Source organism: Ureibacillus sinduriensis BLB-1 = JCM 15800, assembly GCF_000772955.1.
GTDB classification, from domain to species: Bacteria; Bacillota; Bacilli; order Bacillales_A; family Planococcaceae; genus Ureibacillus; species Ureibacillus sinduriensis.
In genome coordinates this window covers 325,851-344,178 of record NZ_JPVO01000055.1, presented here as the reverse complement: position 1 = coordinate 344,178, position 18,328 = coordinate 325,851, and the positions used below count along the sequence as shown (strand labels likewise).

General features: G+C 37.2%; 16 protein-coding genes. All 16 read right to left on the bottom strand.

Going from position 1 to position 18,328, the window contains the following annotated elements:
- Positions 1–2 precede the first annotated feature (2 nt).
- On the bottom strand, positions 3–1,157 hold the full coding sequence (locus CD33_RS17580) for a DegT/DnrJ/EryC1/StrS family aminotransferase (RefSeq protein ID WP_036203208.1): 1,155 nt from the start codon (positions 1,155–1,157) through the stop codon (positions 3–5).
- A 22-nt stretch (positions 1,158–1,179) separates the two neighbouring features.
- A complete protein-coding gene (locus CD33_RS17575) occupies positions 1,180–1,821 on the bottom strand; it encodes an acetyltransferase (protein ID WP_036203205.1) in 642 nt (213 codons plus the stop codon).
- Positions 1,806–2,417 (bottom strand): sugar transferase, encoded by a 612-nt coding sequence (locus CD33_RS17570; RefSeq protein WP_036203203.1) that lies wholly within the window; start codon positions 2,415–2,417, stop codon positions 1,806–1,808. Before CD33_RS17570 ends, CD33_RS17575 begins: the two co-directional genes overlap by 16 nt.
- Positions 2,398–3,618, bottom strand: a complete 1,221-nt coding sequence (locus CD33_RS17565; RefSeq protein WP_036203200.1) for a glycosyltransferase family 4 protein — start codon at positions 3,616–3,618, stop codon at positions 2,398–2,400. The genes CD33_RS17570 and CD33_RS17565 overlap by 20 nt, the downstream gene beginning before the upstream one ends.
- Positions 3,619–3,625: 7 nt before the next feature.
- Positions 3,626–4,333: an acyltransferase gene (locus CD33_RS17560; protein WP_036203198.1), complete on the bottom strand. Its 708-nt coding sequence runs from the start codon at positions 4,331–4,333 to the stop codon at positions 3,626–3,628.
- Between the two features lie 110 nt (positions 4,334–4,443).
- Positions 4,444–5,547: a glycosyltransferase family 4 protein gene (locus CD33_RS17555; protein ID WP_036203197.1), complete on the bottom strand. Its 1,104-nt coding sequence runs from the start codon at positions 5,545–5,547 to the stop codon at positions 4,444–4,446.
- Positions 5,548–5,727: 180 nt separating this feature from the next.
- A complete protein-coding gene (locus CD33_RS17550) occupies positions 5,728–6,987 on the bottom strand; it encodes a lipopolysaccharide biosynthesis protein (protein WP_036203194.1) in 1,260 nt (419 codons plus the stop codon).
- Between the two features lie 2 nt (positions 6,988–6,989).
- Positions 6,990–8,324, bottom strand: a complete 1,335-nt coding sequence (locus tag CD33_RS17545) for a nucleotide sugar dehydrogenase (protein ID WP_373906709.1) — start codon at positions 8,322–8,324, stop codon at positions 6,990–6,992.
- Between the two features lie 13 nt (positions 8,325–8,337).
- The gene (locus tag CD33_RS17540) at positions 8,338–9,351 is read right to left on the bottom strand and encodes a Gfo/Idh/MocA family protein (protein ID WP_036203192.1); all 1,014 of its coding nucleotides are present in this window, start codon (positions 9,349–9,351) and stop codon (positions 8,338–8,340) included.
- Positions 9,352–9,495: 144 nt separating this feature from the next.
- Positions 9,496–11,355: a polysaccharide biosynthesis protein gene (locus CD33_RS17535; RefSeq protein ID WP_036203190.1), complete on the bottom strand. Its 1,860-nt coding sequence runs from the start codon at positions 11,353–11,355 to the stop codon at positions 9,496–9,498.
- 147 nt (positions 11,356–11,502) lie between these two features.
- Entirely contained in the window at positions 11,503–12,270 is a 768-nt protein-coding gene (locus CD33_RS17530; protein ID WP_235863135.1) for a tyrosine-protein phosphatase, read from the bottom strand.
- A 47-nt stretch (positions 12,271–12,317) separates the two neighbouring features.
- Positions 12,318–13,019, bottom strand: coding sequence for a CpsD/CapB family tyrosine-protein kinase (locus tag CD33_RS17525; RefSeq protein ID WP_036203185.1), 702 nt, complete (start codon positions 13,017–13,019; stop codon positions 12,318–12,320).
- Positions 12,979–13,743, bottom strand: coding sequence for a YveK family protein (locus CD33_RS17520; RefSeq protein WP_052130320.1), 765 nt, complete (start codon positions 13,741–13,743; stop codon positions 12,979–12,981). The genes CD33_RS17525 and CD33_RS17520 overlap by 41 nt, the downstream gene beginning before the upstream one ends.
- A 210-nt stretch (positions 13,744–13,953) precedes the next feature.
- The gene (locus CD33_RS17515; protein ID WP_036203182.1) at positions 13,954–14,712 is read right to left on the bottom strand and encodes a hypothetical protein; all 759 of its coding nucleotides are present in this window, start codon (positions 14,710–14,712) and stop codon (positions 13,954–13,956) included.
- A gap of 143 nt (positions 14,713–14,855) precedes the next feature.
- Positions 14,856–15,986, bottom strand: a complete 1,131-nt coding sequence (locus CD33_RS19605; RefSeq protein WP_052130319.1) for an S-layer homology domain-containing protein — start codon at positions 15,984–15,986, stop codon at positions 14,856–14,858.
- A 626-nt stretch (positions 15,987–16,612) separates the two neighbouring features.
- A complete protein-coding gene (gene rny, locus CD33_RS17505) occupies positions 16,613–18,166 on the bottom strand; it encodes a ribonuclease Y (protein WP_036204102.1) in 1,554 nt (517 codons plus the stop codon).
- Positions 18,167–18,328 lie beyond the last annotated feature (162 nt).

The following is an 18,328-nucleotide window of genomic DNA, read 5'->3' as shown; positions in this document are numbered from 1 at the left end:
TCCTATTTGATTAATATGGGTTTAACCTTGTGGATGATTAAATCTATAACTCGTTGTTGTTGTTCTTCCGTCATTTTTGTATCGGAAGGCAAACAAATGCCTCTAGCAAATAATCGTTCACTTACGATATCTTTTTCATCATGCGGAAAAAATTTAGAGCCTGAAAACAAGGGTTGCATATGAAGCGGCTTCCAGACCGGACGAGCTTCAATGTTTGCTTCATCCAAAACATCGATTAGCTCATTGGGTGTGATTAGTATTTTCATAGGATCTAAAGTCATTGTTGACAACCAACGATTTGAAAATGTACCGTCTAGTTCCGGCATCATCTCGATTCCATCGAGATGTGAGAATGCCTCAGCATATCTTTGGAAGATAGCTCTCTTTTGAGATACTCTTTCATTTAAGACTTTTAATTGACCACGTCCAATACCCGCTACAATATTGCTCATTCGATAATTGTAACCAATAACACTATGTTGATAATGCTTGGCTGCATCCCTTGCTTGTGTAGCCAAAAAACGGGACTTTTCAATTAAATCTATGTCATCCGACATGAGCATACCCCCTCCGGAAGTAGTGATAATTTTATTACCGTTGAAAGAATAAATGCCAAACTTTCCAAATGTTCCACTTTTCTTTCCTCTGTATGTAGAACCCAATGATTCTGCTGCATCTTCAACAACAGGAACACCGTACGAATTACATATGTCCATTAGTTCCGCCATTCGGGCACTTTGACCATATAAATTGACGATGATGACTGCTTTTGGAAGTTGTCCACTTGCTTTTGCATCTTTGAAGGCGAGCTTCAAAGCTTCAGGAGACATATTCCAAGTACTCTCTTCAGAATCGATGAAAACTGGTTTTGCACCAAGGTATAAAATGGGGTTGGCACTAGCTATAAAAGTCAGGGTAGAACAAAATACGATATCGCCTGCCCGAACACCTAGTAAATCAAGAGCGAGATGAATGGCAGCAGTACCAGAACTTGTTGCTGAACCCGCTTTTATGCCAACGTAGGATGCAAGCTCCCTTTCAAACGCGTTTACATTCGCTCCAAGTGGAGCAATCCAATTAGTCTCAAAAGCTTCTTGAATAAAACTCTGCTCAAGTCCACCCATATGAGGGGAGGATAATAGAATTCGTTCGACCATATTAAGCCTTCTCTCACACTTTTTATTGTAATTCACGAAATTTAATCGGTTTAGCTGGTATACCAACAGCCGTACAATTAGGAGGGAGATTATCGATAACGACTGAACCTGCCCCTACGATTGTCCATTCCGAAATTTCTTTTAGCGGAATGACTGTACTACCTGCTCCTAGGTGAACACCTTTTTCAAGCTTTACCCCACCAGTCAATGTGCAACTTGGTGAAAGGTGAACAAAGTCTTCAATGATACAATCATGTTCAATTACTGTATGGGTATTAACAATACAATGATTGCCAATCTGTGTATCCGCATTTATAACAGCACCAGGCATAATAACAGTCCCAACACCTATTTTTGCAGTACTGCTAATAGAAGTGCAGGTATGTATTATGGTCGAATAGCAATCTTCTGGTAAAGCAAGTCTCTTTACAATCATCCTACGAGTTTCATTATCACCGATTGAAATGACTAGTTTTCTATTATTCTTCTTTATTAATTCGTGAACAAATCCATCAATTGGCCCCTTAAGTACTTCCTTATCCTTATCTGAAAAGATCTGCTCATACTTATCATCAACAATGGCCACAACTTTACATCCATTGGATTCCACACAATCTCGAATCACCTTGGCGTGTCCACTGTCCCCAACTAAAATGATTTCCATTCAGCCCCACTACCTTTGAATTTTTCGTTTGTTGCTTGACCCGGTTGATTTATACCTTCCGATTGAAGTACTTTTTTGAACGTTAAAAACAAAATTTTGAAATCTAGGAACAAAGATTGGTTTTGCACATACCAAACATCGTACTCAAACTTCTGCTCCCACGAAATCGCATTCCGCCCATTCACTTGGGCCCACCCAGTGATTCCCGGTCGAACATCATGTCGCCGTGCTTGGCGTTCGTTATAAAGTGGTAAATATTCAACTAATAGCGGGCGTGGTCCCACAAAACTCATATCACCTTTAAGGATATTCCACAGTTGAGGAAGTTCATCTAAACTTAGTTTCCGCAGAAGTTGCCCAAAATTAGTTAAACGAACTGTATCTGGAAGGAGTTCACCATCCTCATCCTTCTCATCAGTCATTGTACGAAACTTATAAAGTTGAAATATCTCTCCATTCCTACCAGGCCTTAGTTGTTTAAAAATTATGGGTGAACCCAGCTTTTTTCTAACTAGTACTGCAACCAGTAGGATTATTGGTGCTAGAACCAGTAAAGCCAAGAAACTTAAGATTATATCAATCATTCTTTTTATCATTTTCCATTACCTCGATTAACTTGTCGGAAAGGATATCCCAGGAATAATGTTTGTAGGCGAATTCTTTTACAAATTGAGAGTTAAAATTGTCTATGGTTAAAAGAAAATCTTTCAACTCATAAATATCAGATGATTTGTAAAATGCCCTAGATTTTTCTATTTCACCTAAATCCTCCATATCCGTATAACAAATAATAGGCAGTCCTTCGGATAGATAGTCGTATAATTTATTCATACTCATCCCCCACTTGTATAATGGCGAGCTTTTTATCGAAATAAATCCAAAGTGTGACTTTTTTAGAATCGCGGGTACCGATGATTTGGGCACAGAGTCATATATCGTTATATTATTTAATGAGTCGGTTTTCACCAGTTCAATTAAAGCTTTTTTTGTATTTCCGTTGCCTATTAATAAGAAATGATAATTTTCTTCATTTCTCATAATTTTAGCTAACTCAACTATTGATTCAAGATTATTGGAAAGATTCATGCTTCCTATATAAGTACATATCTTTTTTCCATCTAAACGTTTAAAAATCTTCTCTAAGCCTGAATCTAACCTTTGATTATTTATATTCCTGTTTGGATTGAAACCATTTGGCAAATATATAATTTTTTCGATATTTGCCCCTTTACTTTGTGCATAAAGATAAGCATTTTCAAATAAGAAAATAATCTTGTCTGACTGTAAATATAGATTTTTTTCGATTTTGTATAATATTTTTGCAAGAGGGTTAGTAGGTTTTATCAATCCAAAGTCAACAAAAGTCTGCGGCCATAAATCCCTTTCCTCAAAGTAAAATTTTATGTTATTTTTTTTAGCAAATTTCAAACCTATCAATGCAGTTAAAGGATGAACACTTGAACCAATAATTAAGTCAGGCCTTTCTAATGTTAAGAAATATTTCAAACTTTTTTGTAAAAATAACCCAAAGCAACTTATATTGAGCAATCTCTCCAATGTATTTTTATACTGAGGGGTTTTAAACCAAACAAATCTTACACCGTTGATTACTTCTGTCTTGTAAAAATTACGAGACTTATAAGTTTGCGTTTCTTTTCTATTAAAATGATTAAAAGAGGAGGCAAATATCGTAACTATATGTCCTTTTTTCACCAATTGTTCCGCTAGATCGAAATGTCTAGTTCCCCCAGTGCTGTTTGGAGAAACAGCATAGTGATTTAATAACCATATATTCATAATCCACCTAATTTTGTTGGTTTTTTAACAATTGATTTTCAGGTACTTTATCGAATTTCCGTGCAGGGTTGCCTAAGACAATTGTTTCAGATTCCACATCTTTTGAAACAAGACTTCCTGCTGCTACTACACCGTCTTCATGAATTATTTTTCCAGGTAAGATAGTAGAATTCGCACCAATTCGACCACCAGTTTTTACGGTAACACCTTTAAACTTGTCAAACCTTTCCTTACTCCTTGCCATATAATTATCATTTGTAGTTACGACACATGGAGCTATAAATGCATAATCTCCTACTTCAGAATAGGCTGTAATGTAGCAGTTTGTTTCAAGTTTGCAACGAATTCCTATGGTACAATCATTTTCCACGGCTACACCACGACCTATAATTGTTTTTTCGCCAATAGTTACCCGTTCTCGAACAGTTGCCAAATCGGCGATAAATACATCATCTTCAATTTTGGCATTTGCGTAAATGATGGCTGATGTTCCGATAGTAACCCCATTTCCAATGACTGTTGGGGGAAGACTTTTAACATCAGGCAATATTGAGGCTTTTGCGCGGGTAGGTTGTTTTCCAATGACCGCATTATCCTGAATAATTACGTTATTTCCAATTGTTGTGCCCGGATAAATGACAACATTATTGCCAAGCTGGACATTCTTCCCCAGCACCACACTTTCATCAATAATAACGTTACTCCCTTTTATCATTTGAAAACACTCCTTTCGAAAACTGCTCAGATACAGCGCTTTTTACCTCTGATAAAATAAGGTTTACAAGCTTATGTGTTATATTTCCCTTCCCAGCATACTGGAGTACATCATTGGAATGACTGATATAATTTCACTAACTTCTGACCTTCTTTTTCCCAGTTGTACTCTTGTTCCACCGCATGCCGACCATTTTCACCCATGGTTTTGGCCCTTTGTTCATCCTTCAATAAACTCTCTACAGCTTCCGCAATGTGAGTCGGATTCAACGGATCAACTAAAACACCGCAATTGGCTTTCCCGACAATTTCTCGCCACAGTGGGAAATCCGAGGCAATAACTGGTATCCCCGCTGCCATATACTCAAACATTTTCACTGGAAGTGCGTCTAAATAATTTATTATGGGATGAAGCGTTACTAAGCCAATCTTGCTAGAAGTTAAAACTTCTTTTACTCCCTTTCTATCTAGTACACCCTTATAGTCTACATATGACCAATTCTTGTGATTTGTTAATTCCGGAGTGATTTTTTGATCAATCGGACCCGCTAATTTTAATCTTAGATTTCTTTTTTGATTTACAATCCCCAACATTTCGGTCATTTCAAAAGCCCCTCTCACTTTTGTAATGCCGCCAACATAACAAACAGCTTCTTTCTTGGGTGGGGTACCAATCTTAAAATCCATCTCTTTTAGGGAGGGAAAATTGTTAATATTGTACGTTTCTTTGTTATAGTTTTTAAACCGATCTTCGATATGCATCGTGGCTGTTACGATTGCATCGAATTTTCGGGATGCATCACTTTCATACCTTTCGAAAAATTTAGCAATAGGTGTCCTGAAAAGTTTAGGTATCCAGTTCTTGCTGAGAATTTGTCTGGGAACATCTTCATGCACATCATAAATAATGATTTTGCCTTTTCTCTTAAGCTTTAACCCAACAGGTATTAATTCCGGATCATGAAAATGATAGATATCCGCATCCACAGCAAGCGCCTTTTCATATACTGCTTTAGTTGTTTGTGTCATGCGTTTTACCCTATTACCTTTGACTTTATCTACACCAATCAAATGTACCCCTTTTATACTCTCATCTGGCGCACCTGGTGCAATCAACGTTACGCTAAAACCATTTTCCGCTAGTGTGCAGCATTCTTTTACAAAAATTCTTGTATCGTTATGTGGATGCACGGATGTCAAGTGGCAAACTTTCATTTAAACCTCCTTCATTTTCCTGATCTAATGAAAATTTTTATTTACGTGCTGAAAATAATACTTATTTACTTTAGGAACTCATAGGTATTTTCATTTCTCTATTAGAATGTATAGAGAATGCTAATAACCGAAACATTATGGAATATGAAGTAAACAAATTGCTAAAAGAACAATCTTTGATTACGTGCTTACCTCACTTTTTCTGCCAATTTTCCTTAATGCAAACAATATCATTACTAGATAAATTAAATAGATACATATTTCAGAAATTGCAAAGACTTTTATATAAGTCATAAATCCAGCAGGCAAGAATACTAATGCTACCGTTAAGCTTGTGACAAGGTATAAAAATTGCCACACCCCACCCATTATAATGTTTTCCGGTTTTAGAAATACCACGCTTAATGGAGATACAATAAATCGCATTAGAAACGGAAATACAAGGATTTTGGAATATTCCCCTACAATTCTCCATTCGTCACCAAATACAAAAGCAAAAATCACTTCTCCCCACAAGAGAATAATCGTTGCTACTAGTACAGCAACAAAAGACAGTCCTGCTAAAATAATGGCTGTAAGTTTAATATTTTCCCTATAATCACTCTCTTCGGTTATCTGCTTTAAATATACTTGCGAAATAGAAGCAGAGATAAAACTTAACGGCTGCAAAATTGTCCGTCTCGCTAAATCAAAATACCCTACAGAACTTTGATCTATAAATCTATTCATTATCAACACAGGTGACTCTGTTGCAAATTTATTCATAGCTGCAGTTCCGGCTGATATCAAGGGGAATTTCTTATATTTTTTTAGGGTAGCAACATACTCCGACTTGTTAATTTTTCTATTCCTATTTTCCTTAATCGTCCCTTTGCCTAACCTTCCTAACGGCGGGATAAAACTGGCGACCGTTCCTAACACTAAGCCTACTACTCCGATTTTATTCATACCTAGTATGATTTGGATGATCACCATACTTAGATTTTTATCTACTTTACTTTTAGAAATTAAACTATACTGACCTTTACTATTAGCGACATAGGTGAGTAGTTGCAAGGTTCCAAATAACAATACAAATAGAGGTACGAAAACAAGTATTAAACTATAATTTACCTCCTTAAACATCTCTTTAAATAAGTCTGCAAATACAATTAGTATCAAACATATAATTAAAGTTAGAAGTGCAGTTACGATTAAACTTATATTTCTAAGTATTAACATTTCTTTTTTATTACTTGCAGACATGATCGCCACATCCAGACGTAAATTGGCGAAAATTGCAAAAAATGATGCAAGGGAAGTAAATACAGCTAGTACTCCAAATTCCGCTGGAGTATATAATCTTGTTAAAATAGGAGACATGGCTATTGGAATTATTTGCGAAATTACTGTACCTGTCATTAATATCGAGATGTTCTTCGAAACACTTTTAAGATTCATAGTTATAACTTATAGCAATGGCTTCGTGTTTTACTCTTTCCATTCAAAACATTCCGGGTATCTAAAACTGCTTTTGAATTACCAATAATCCTCTCATAATTAAAATTGCTGTGGTTTGTTGCAATCAATACGAGGTCTGATGTTTTTAACTTCTCATCAGTTGCTTCGACTGTTTCAACAAATTCATCGTTCAATTTAAATTTGCTTATAAAAGGATCAACCACTGCCCACTTTGCACCAAATTTAGTTAACTTATCCAGAATAGGTAATACTGGTGATTCACGGTAATCATCAATATCTTTTTTATAAGCCACACCGAGTATCAAAATTTTTGACTCTTTCAATGACTTCCCTTGTTCATTCAATATTTCCATACAACGCTGAACTACAAAGTCAGGCATGCTGTCATTAATTTCACCTGCAGTCTCAATAAGTTTGGTGTGATAATTATATTCACGGGCTTTCCATGTTAAATACCACGGATCTATCGGTATACAGTGCCCACCTAAACCCGGTCCTGGATAAAACGGCATAAACCCATATGGTTTTGTCGATGCAGCATCAATTACTTCCCATACATCAATGCCCATTTTGTTACATAGAATGGCCATCTCATTCGCTAAACCGATGTTAATATTTCGGAAAGTATTTTCTAGCAACTTTTCCATTTCAGCAATGGCAGGGCTCGAAACTTCATGGATATCCCCTTCTAATACTGAACGGTACATGGTTGCAGCAACTTTTGTGCAGTTAGCTGTTACTCCTCCAACTACTTTTGGTGTATTTTTTGTATTGAAATTTTTATTGCCTGGATCTACTCGCTCTGGAGAATATGCCAGGAAAATATTTTCACCAATCACAAATCCTTTTTCTTCAAGGATAGGTTTGATTAATTCTTCTGTTGTACCTGGATAGGTTGTACTTTCCAAAACCACTAATGTGCCTTCCGTTATGTTTTTTGCTATAGCTTTTGTCGAACTTTCGACATACTTCATATTTGGCTGTTTATAAATGTCCAATGGAGTGGGTACACAAATAGCAATTGCATCAACATCTTTTATAAAACAATAGTCGGAAGTGGCACGCAATTTTCCGGATTTCACTAACTCTTTTAAATCTTTTGAAATCACATCACCAATATAATTTTCCCCATTATTTACCATTTTAACTTTTTCCGGCTGTACATCAAATCCGATTACATTAAAGCCCGCCTTTGCTTTTTCAACGGCAAGAGGTAAACCTACGTATCCTAACCCCACCACTCCAATAGTGGCTGTTTTAGTTTCCAGTTTTTCAATAAGTGTTTTACTCGTTGATTTGTTGAAGATTTGCACCAATTCGATCAGTCCTTTATTGTAGTTTTAATAGTTTTTTGCTTTTAGCAGATTTGTAAAATGCTTCTACTAGGGAAAGCGCTTTTTTTCCGTCTTCCCCAGTCACAGCAGGTTTTCTGTCTTCTCTAATTGCTACAATCATATCTTCAATAATTTTCTGGTGTCCTGGTGTTCCCCACGGCTCCTTTTCAATCGCTTCTTTTATTTGCAAAATTTCACTATCGTTCATATTTTCCAAAGCCAGATGTTCAAAATTGAGGGCATTTGCACCACCAATTTTAACGGTACCCTTTTCCCCAAAAATAGTTATGGATTCTTCATAGTTTTTTGGATAAACAGTTGTCGAAGCTTGAACAGTCGCAAGTACTCCTGTCTCAAATTTAATAATCCCGGTTGAAACATCTTCGGCTTCAATGTTTCTTAAACGTGTTGCTTCCATACTCATTACTTCAATAGGATTTCCTAAATACCAAAGTAATAAGTCTAAGTTATGAATGGCTTGGTTCATTAGTACGCCACCATCATGTTCCTTCGTTCCGCGCCAGGGAGATTGGTCATAATACTCTTGTCCACGGTTCCAATTGACAATACATAATGCATGGCTAATCTTTCCCAGAAGATTATTATCAATCATTTCCCTAAGCTTCATTGCAACTGGCCTAAAACGATTAGGATGAACTACTGCAAGTTTTACGTTATTTCTATTTGCAGCTTCTATTATTCGAATTGTTTGTTCAATTGTCATTGCAATAGGCTTTTCTACTATAATATGTTTTCCACTGTTAGCTGCCAGTTCGGCAATAGCCGCGTGACTTCCGCTAGGTGTACAAATGTTTACTACATCAATACTTTCAACTTTTAGCAATTCTTCTATTTCTACAAACGCTTCTGCACTGTCATTTTCGATATATGGCAGCATTAGCTCTGGCTGTCGATCGCAAACTGCTACAAGATTAGCACCCGGTATATTCCTAATGGCTTCTGCATGTTTCTTTGCAATAAACCCGCATCCTATGATTGCAAAATTCATTCTTCTACCTTCTTTACTTATCTATTTTATTGATGGATAGTATATAAACGGTAACTTCTCTACTTTTCTTATTAATTATTTAATGATCTATTGATACTTAAAAAGTTACTTACTATATAAGATTGCCCGGCAACTTGCATACAACTAAGACACATCATAGGATTCAACAAAGTTGGAAGTCGGGTATTTCTTCCGTGGTACAGTCCTTCTCCCATTTGCTACTTTAACAACTTCCTCTTTAATTTCATGTACTTCCAGTGACTGCAATTTCATGAGTAACTGATGTAGAGAGTCGGTATCCAAAGCATGTGCTTTGCCTACATGAATCTTGGGGTAAACATGGCGTTTTTGAATTTCTTCAGGCTTGAGTAATTCTTCGTACATTTTTTCTCCTGGGCGGATACCTGTGAATTCAATTTTGATTTCGTCTTCTGTAAAGCCGGAAAGGCGAATTAAGTTTTTAGCTAGATCCACTATTTTCACCGGCTCACCCATGTCCAACACGAATACCTCACCACCGCGCGCCAGTGTGCCAGCTTGCAAAACCAGCCGTGCAGCCTCGGGAATCGTCATAAAATATCTCGTCATCTCTGGATGAGTGACAGTTACAGGCCCACCTGCTGCAATTTGGGCTTTAAAGCGTGGAACAACACTTCCTCGAGACCCCAAAACGTTGCCAAATCTCACTGCTGCAAAGTTTGTTTTACTTATTGTCGAAAGATTTTGAATAATCATTTCAGCAATTCGTTTCGTTGACCCCATTACGTTAGGCGGATTCACGGCTTTATCCGTTGATATAAGGACAAAATTTGACACTCCATATTCATGGGCCGCATCAGCGACATTTTTTGTACCGAAAACATTGTTTTTAACAGCTTCCCATGGATTATATTCCATTAGCGGAACGTGTTTATGTGCAGCTGCATGATAAATAACATCCGGTCGGTATGATTTTACTATCTCAAAAATACGGTTTCGATCACGTATATCCGCAATGATTGGTATAAACTGCGTGGAGGTTTCTTGATAATTCTCCATTAATTCCAAATGAATACTATATATTGAATTTTCACCATGACCCAGTAATAGTAATTGTTTTGGTGAAAACTTCATTACCTGCCTGCAAATCTCGGATCCAATGCTGCCCCCTGCACCCGTCACTAAAATTACTTTGTCTGTTAATTTATTGGATATAGAAAACATATCCAGCTTTACTTCTTCACGACCCAGCAAATCTTCAATTCTGACATCATGCATATCTTTTACAGACACTTTACAAGTTAAAACATCCTCTACTTTAGGCATAATTTTCACTATCGCCTTTGTTTTGGAGCATTTTTCGTATATATGCTGTATTGCGAACTTTCCTAGTGATGGAATCGCTAATATAATTTCATCGATATTTTTTTCTTCCACAAGTCTTGGGATATCTTCAGTTGTTCCCAAGACTTTAAGATTCATCAATGTTAATTGTTGCTTTGTTGGATCATCATCCACAAACCCTACCGCACTGTACTCACGATTCGAGCTATTATTGATGCTCCTCGCCAGCATGGTTCCAGCTTGTCCAGCTCCAACAATCAGTACACTCTTTGATTCCCCCACTGCTTTAATGGTTGTTCGATCATGCGCAATTCTAAGGATAAACCTGGAACCACCAATCAATACTATGTGGACTAACCATGTAATTAACATCAAACGAACGTAAATATCCCCATTTACGATAAATTGTACGGAACTTGCTGAAGTAATTGAAATCGTTACCGAATAGAAAATTGTTAATAATTCACGGACGGAAGCCACACTCCATATCCGATCATATAAGTGAAAAAAGTGTGCAGCAATGTGATGGCTTAATAATAATGTCACTGCCGAAATAAGAATTAATTTATTTGAATAAGTATTAAAGGTTGGATAAAGAACCCAATAACAAAAGAAAATTGCCGAGAGAACTATAAGCGAATCTACTATGACGAATACTGCATATCGTTGTTTATAATTCATTTTCTTCCCTCTTTTCACCTATATATTCGATTCCTATTTGATAATCCAAAATTGTTAAAACCATTTCAACACTTATTATTCGGGGTTTCTCATTCCGACTTAAAAGACTAATTTTTCTCGAACATAGCTATAACTAAAACTAAACACCTATAATAAGGACCACCACCTTCTCGGTTGGACTATTTCCGGTTCAAACAGTACAAATGATTTCTTTTCAACAATCATTTTATTATTGTGCAGTAACATTTCAATAGCTTCAAATTCTTTCTTTTTTTCCAAAAATCGAAGTCCGCTTTCAAAAAGAAGTGGTCTTGTCGTTTGATTGTGCACGTCCGAACCATATGTATGAACTAGGTTGGCACGCACCAAATTCAATGATAATTGCTGTACGGATTTTCCAAAATGACCAGCTAAACTGCCAGCTGTAATTTGGGCAAGTGCGCCTTCACGGATCAAACGTTCCAATCTTTCCGGTTTTTCCGCTACCCCTTTATTGCGTTCCGGATGTGCAATAATCGGTGTAATGCCTTCCATTAGTAGTGCATGAATCATTTTCTTTGTATAGTTGGGGATATGGCTGGAAGGCAGTTCCAATAAAAGATATTTGGAATCAGCCAGCAAATGAATTCTTCCTTCCTGAATGGCCGTAACTAGTTTTTCGGTTAGACGAACTTCATGTCCGCTATGCAACACTATAGGGATTTGCCGCCTGTTCAGTTCTTTCTGTAATTCCGTGATTTTCTCAAGAACTACACCGTAATCTGCATCATATTGAGGGTGCTGGCTATGGGAAGTTGAAATCACATCGGTAATCCCTTCTTTTGCCGCCTGTTCAAGCAGTGCGAGAGATTCTTCTTTTGTCGATGGGCCATCGTCCACTTTCCATAAGATGTGACTGTGCATATCGATCATCATGGCATCCTCCTTCCTATATAAGCCAATAATAAAGGTTTTAAATGTCTTTACCCTTCACCATAATATTGGTAGTAATATTGATTTTTCTCGAGATTAAAATTATTTAAAATAACGCCGAGTATATTGGCCTTAGCAGACAACAACAGTTCTTTTGCCTTTAAGGAGCTTTCCTTTTCGGATTGCCCCGTATTAATAACCAAAACTGTACCGTCCACTTTGTTTGAAACGATTTGCGCATCCGATACCGATAAAATAGGAGGTGTGTCAAACACAAGTAAATCGAAATCTTCCTGCAAGCGGGAGTATAGAAAATCCATATTCTTCGATGCTAATAATTCGGCGGGATTTGGCGGAATCGGCCCACTTGTCATTACCCATAGATTTTCCACATCGGTTTTCTGAATCGCCTCTTCCACTTCACCTTGTCTTGTTAAAACAGTTGACAAGCCATACATGTTGGTCAGTTTGAAAGTATGATGCGATGTAGGCTTTCGCATGTCGGCATCAATCAAAAGCACCTTTTTCCCTTCTTGTGCAAATACTACAGAAATGTTGGACGCTGTTGTCGATTTACCTTCCGCTGGAGATGCAGATGTAACTAAGAGTGTTCTCAATTCCTGGTCGGGCATTGAAAAATTGATATTCGTCCTGATTGTCCTATATTGTTCAGCATTAATTGACTTTGGATGTGTCGCAGCAACAATTTTTCTAGACATAGTGTTGGACTTTTTCCTTTTCCGTTTTAACATGTGGATCCCCCTTTCCTTTTCTCGTCAAGTCAAATGTAGTCGATAATTCTTCTGGTATCGGGCTTACAAGACCTATAATCGGTAGCCCCAGAATTTCTTCCACATCTTCTTCCGACTTAATTGTTGTATCGAAATATTCCATCAAAAATGCCAATCCTAATCCAATCATGAGCCCAACGACAGTTCCGACAGCAATATTCAATAATTTATTTGGTTTTACGGGAGTTGGATTATCACTCAAAACTGCCGGAGAAAGAATATTAACATTATCTACATTCATCAAAATTGGGATTTCCTGCTGGAACACTTCAGCTGTTGTATTGGCAATTTCCACCGCTATTGCCGGATTATCATCCTGAACTGTTACATTGACCACTTGGGAATCATTTTGGCTTGCAACCGAGATTTTATCTGTCAACTGTGCTGAATTTAAATTTAAATCCAGAATTTCAATGACTTTCGATAAAATAGCGGGACTCTTTATAATCACATTATATGTATTGATCAATTGTAGATTTGTCTGAATATCTTGGGATTCAATTGTCTGTTGCTCATGTACTTGTTTATTAACTAATATTTGCGTTGATGCCTGGTAGACTGGAGTCAGTAAGAAGAAACTTATGATTCCAGCTGTCAAAGCACCAATAATTGCAAAGATAGCAATTTGCATAAACCGTTTGCGCATAATTATAAATAATTCTTGTAAGCTAATCGTTTCCTCCACAGGTTCCTCTCCTTAATTCAATACCGACTTTAGTTTTAATTTTATGAGCATACATAATCTACTAAGATTATTTATTGGAGACTCATCCCTCCTCATAAACATAGATTCTATTGTAGTTTCCATTTTAATTATTACAGACTTTTGTTCGCCAAAAAGTTCAATAGTATGCTCCCAACCTGAAATAGTAGGAATTGGGCTACTTTAATTTTCCTATAATGCACTTTTTACTTGAGATAATAGATTACTGCGAAGTTCTTCCTTTGATGCTGCATATTCATCACGAAAACTTTGGGCATGGGATCTGTCATAACCATTTTTCGCTAAATCATTTTCAATAATTTTAATCAAACTATTGAATGCTGCGTCTGTACTTGCTTCGAGACTATTGGCTGCCGCCATATATTTGTGATAGAAGTATCCAGGGCTAATACTCCCGCCATTTGCTTTTTTTTCTATATACTCCGACTTGGCATTACCGATAAGGTTGTTTATGCGTGAAGAAGCTTGTGATTGTAAAGCCTCCAATGCTGGTCGATATTTTTCTTTAATCGATTTTACAGTCGGTTTTTTACTCTCTATTGTTTCAGCACTTGTCTCGTTGCTTTCCTTATTCTCTTTTGGGGTAGAAGCAGAAATTGCTGTCTTATCTTCATTATTCGATATATTATTTGGTTTGCTGGAAAGAGTCTCAGTTGAATTTACATTTTCCTCATTGTTGGATACTACTTGTTTTGAAGTCTCCTTCACGATTTCTCCATCACGGCCAAGGGTAAGTTCAGTTCCATCCGGAAGCTCGATGACATAATTATCTTCAATAATTTCATCCACCTTTTCATCCGCTACGTCATAAGTTTTAAACTTAAATTCATAAAGTGCATAGCCACCGACAATCGCCACCAGGAGAAAAGCAACAATTAAAATTGATCGCAACCATTTTTTCATCCGCTTTTTTTTACGCTTCTTTTTCATAAAGTGTTTTAACCCCTTCAAGATTAATTGTAGTCAAAATATCCTTTTCAAAGATATTCCCCAAAACCTGAAGCTCTGGGGAATATACTGTGCTGCAATGATTACTGCATATCGCTGATAATGACATATTTGAAATCTCTTTATTATTTTTGGAAATCCAGATCAAACTCTAGCGGCAAATTTCCACCATCTTCTATCCAAAGGGCTAACTCAATTTCTTTTCCTTCTAAATCACCTAATGTTCCATTTAAGAAATCAAAATTCATCTCTTCAACTAAAGAGGCTAAAACTTCGTCTCGATTATCTTGAGTGATTTTAATTTTAGCGCCATCACCAATTTGTATTTCTGAAAGCAGGTTCAAATTATCAGTTAAGAATGGTAAAAGTTTGTCTTTATTACTTACCATTTCCGGTACAGTTACCTCCGGATTTTCAATTTTAATATCAATATGATATTGATCATCAGTCAAAACAGGCACTGTAGCAGACAAAAATTGTATTGTATCGGACTCGTTTATTTTATTAATATCATCTGTTAACTTTCCTACAAATTGTGCTTTTACTTCTTCAGCAGTAGGTTCAGTTGGCTTTGTTGGTTCTGTTGGTACTGTTGGTGTCGGCTCTTGAGGTGAAGGTATCACCGGTACAACTCTTGCCGCTTCAGCCCTTACAACGAATGAGGCAAATTCGCCACGCGTTACTAATGCTTTTGGGTTGAATGTTGTGGAAGATGTACCTTTCGCCACATTATTGGCATATAAAATTTGAATCGCTTCTTTATACGGGCTATCGTCAATGTCCTTGAAAGGTGTATCCGCTGCTCCTGCCAAATCAAACGCTCTTACAATGAGGGTGGCCATCTCGCCACGCGTTAATGGTTTGTTATTTCCATACGTACCATCTTTATAACCATTCACGATGCCTGCTTTCTTAAGAGCTGCGATTGCACCATAATATGGATAGTTGGGGGTTACATCTTTAAAACCAGGGTTTGTGACATTCACTGTATTCAGTCTCAATAAGTTTGCTAGAATGGATGCCGTATGATTGCGTTGTACCGGTGATTTCGGTTTGAATGTACCATCCGGATAACCGTTGATAATGCCACGACTCGCTAAATCTGTAATAGCTGAATAGTGCATAGTGTTTCCGTTAACGTCTTTAAACGTTGCTGCGGCATTTGAAACCCCCGGCGCTGCAGCGATAACCGCACCAGTCGCCAAAGTTGTTGTGATTGCAATATTAAATAATTTTTTTCTGTTATCTTTTTTCATATGTTCCTCCCAATGTATAAGTTATATTTAAATTCATATCTAACAGCCTGACGAGAAAAATACATTTACGTAGAAATGTATGACCAACTTTTAATCTATTCATCACTTTCCAATCCGAAACAATCTCTGCCATTCTCTCCTTTATTCATAAATTTTGTTTTATAAACTATTAATGGATAAAAATTTAAAAAGTCTATTTCGAATTTTTAGAAATATCGCAACCTCTCTTCATGTACCCACGACATATACTCAAAAAACTAGTTTTATATTCCTAATTTCAAATTAGTAGTTTTGTTTCTTAAAATAACTTTTACAAAAAAAAAAATGATTTTGCTCATGCAAAAATCACATTTTTGAATCCCTATTTGGGTTTAACTAGTTTCAACTTTGAGTATGCTGGCCACACCAAAAACCACAATGAAACTATGACACAATTTTAACCGATGCAGATTGCTCTTAGAAGCCGGGTATAATTACAACCGTATTCTTACTAAATGAGTCATCTGTCAATGTAGGTCTTGGCATTAAAAATGACCATCTAAAGATAGAATGCTTCTTAATAAACACTCTGAAGAAAATAAAAAAGCTTGTAGACAAAATTACATTGTCTACAAGCTGTGAATGTTCTATTTTGCGTATTCTACTGCGCGTGTTTCGCGAATTACCGTTACTTTAATGTGCCCCGGATAATCAAGTTCCTCTTCAATTCGTTTGCGGATGTCTCTTGCTAAACGATGTGAAGCTAAATCATCAATTTTCTCCGGTTGAACGATGATACGAATTTCACGACCTGCTTGAATGGCGAACGATTTTTCTACTCCATCGTAACTTTCTGAAATCTCTTCCAGTTTTTCTAGTCGACGGATATAGTTTTCAAGTGTTTCACTACGTGCACCAGGTCTTGCTGCTGATAAGGCATCTGCAGCCGCAACAATTACTGCGATGACCGAGGTTGCCTCCGTGTCACCATGGTGAGAAGCAATACTGTTAATAACTACAGGATGCTCTTTATACTTAGTGGCAAGTTCTACACCAATTTCAACGTGACTACCTTCAACTTCATGATCGATGGCTTTCCCGATGTCATGAAGCAATCCAGCACGTCTCGCTAGCGTCACATCTTCCCCTAGCTCTGCCGCTAGAAGTCCTGACAAATGTGCAACTTCAATTGAATGTTTCAGCACGTTTTGACCATAGCTTGTACGATATTTCATGCGACCAAGAATTTTCATTAAGTCTGGATGTAAGTTGTGAATACCTACCTCGAAAGTAGTTTGTTCACCAGTTTCACGGATTTGCTCGTCCATTTCGCGACGTGATTTCTCCACCATTTCTTCAATTCGTGCTGGGTGGATTCTTCCATCTTGTACTAGTTTTTCAAGGGCAAGACGCGCAGTTTCACGACGGATAGGATCAAAGCCGGACAGGATTACTGCTTCTGGTGTATCATCAATAATTAAATCAATACCAGTCAGCGTTTCCAGTGTTCGAATATTACGTCCTTCTCGACCGATAATACGGCCTTTCATTTCGTCATTCGGCAAGTTTACAACAGACACTGTTGTTTCAGCAACGTGATCTGCTGCAAAACGTTGTAGTGCAAGTGATAATATCTCACGAGCCTTTTTGTCAGATTCTTCTTTTGCACGTGTTTCTGCTTCTTTCGTCATCACTGCGATATCAGTCGAAAGTTCATTTTCAACTTCTTTTAAGATGATTCCTTTCGCTTCTTCACGAGTCAAGGCAGCGATACGTTCAAGCTCCGACGTTTGCTCGCGTACTAGCTCTTCCACTTTACTTTCCATCTGTTCAATATGCTGTTGTCTCTCAGTTAGAGCCTCTTCTTTTCGCTCTAAGCCTGATTCTCTCTTGTTCAGAGCATCATCCTTGCGATCAAGATTTTCTTCTCTTTGCAATAACCGGTTTTCTTGTTTCTGAAGCTCTGCCCGGCGTTCACGGATGTCTTTTTCTGCTTCAGTTCGAATTTTGTGAGTTTCATCTTTGGCTTCAAGTAGTGCTTCTTTTTTCAGCGCTTCCGCTTCTCGCTTAGCTTCATCAATGATTAGCTCAGCTGAATTTTTCGCACCATTTACTTTGGATTCGTTCACTTTTTTCATATAGAAATAGATAACAGCGCCACCGACGATGAGTCCAAGCAAAGCGGAGATAATGTATTCCATCATTCGAACACCTCCTCTTGCTATATTCGTTTCATTTTCAGTCGGCCCATATATTGACTAAAGTTTTTCAATATACCAAATTCTTTATGATTTGATAATCTATTGTTAACAAAACTTACGCTTTCAACATACTGCCTATTTCATTTCAAAATTTAGAAATTA

Bases quoted from the DNA above. Each gene is read 5' to 3' on its own strand.
- CD33_RS17555 (WP_036203197.1), bottom strand. From the start codon at position 5,547: ATGAAAGTTTGCCACTTGACATCCGTGCATCCACATAACGATACAAGA.
- CD33_RS17515 (WP_036203182.1), bottom strand. From the start codon at position 14,712: ATGAAAAAGAAGCGTAAAAAAAAGCGGATGAAAAAATGGTTGCGATCA.
- CD33_RS17525 (WP_036203185.1), bottom strand. From the start codon at position 13,019: ATGTTAAAACGGAAAAGGAAAAAGTCCAACACTATGTCTAGAAAAATT.
- CD33_RS17530 (WP_235863135.1), bottom strand. From the start codon at position 12,270: ATGATGATCGATATGCACAGTCACATCTTATGGAAAGTGGACGATGGC.
- CD33_RS17535 (WP_036203190.1), bottom strand. From the start codon at position 11,355: ATGAATTATAAACAACGATATGCAGTATTCGTCATAGTAGATTCGCTT.
- CD33_RS17580 (WP_036203208.1), bottom strand. From the start codon at position 1,157: ATGGTCGAACGAATTCTATTATCCTCCCCTCATATGGGTGGACTTGAG.
- CD33_RS17565 (WP_036203200.1), bottom strand. From the start codon at position 3,618: ATGAATATATGGTTATTAAATCACTATGCTGTTTCTCCAAACAGCACT.
- CD33_RS17570 (WP_036203203.1), bottom strand. From the start codon at position 2,417: ATGATAAAAAGAATGATTGATATAATCTTAAGTTTCTTGGCTTTACTG.
- CD33_RS19605 (WP_052130319.1), bottom strand. From the start codon at position 15,986: ATGAAAAAAGATAACAGAAAAAAATTATTTAATATTGCAATCACAACA.
- CD33_RS17560 (WP_036203198.1), bottom strand. From the start codon at position 4,333: ATGATAAAAGGGAGTAACGTTATTATTGATGAAAGTGTGGTGCTGGGG.
- CD33_RS17575 (WP_036203205.1), bottom strand. From the start codon at position 1,821: ATGGAAATCATTTTAGTTGGGGACAGTGGACACGCCAAGGTGATTCGA.
- CD33_RS17550 (WP_036203194.1), bottom strand. From the start codon at position 6,987: ATGAATCTTAAAAGTGTTTCGAAGAACATCTCGATATTAATGACAGGT.
- rny (WP_036204102.1), bottom strand. From the start codon at position 18,166: ATGGAATACATTATCTCCGCTTTGCTTGGACTCATCGTCGGTGGCGCT.
- CD33_RS17540 (WP_036203192.1), bottom strand. From the start codon at position 9,351: ATGAATTTTGCAATCATAGGATGCGGGTTTATTGCAAAGAAACATGCA.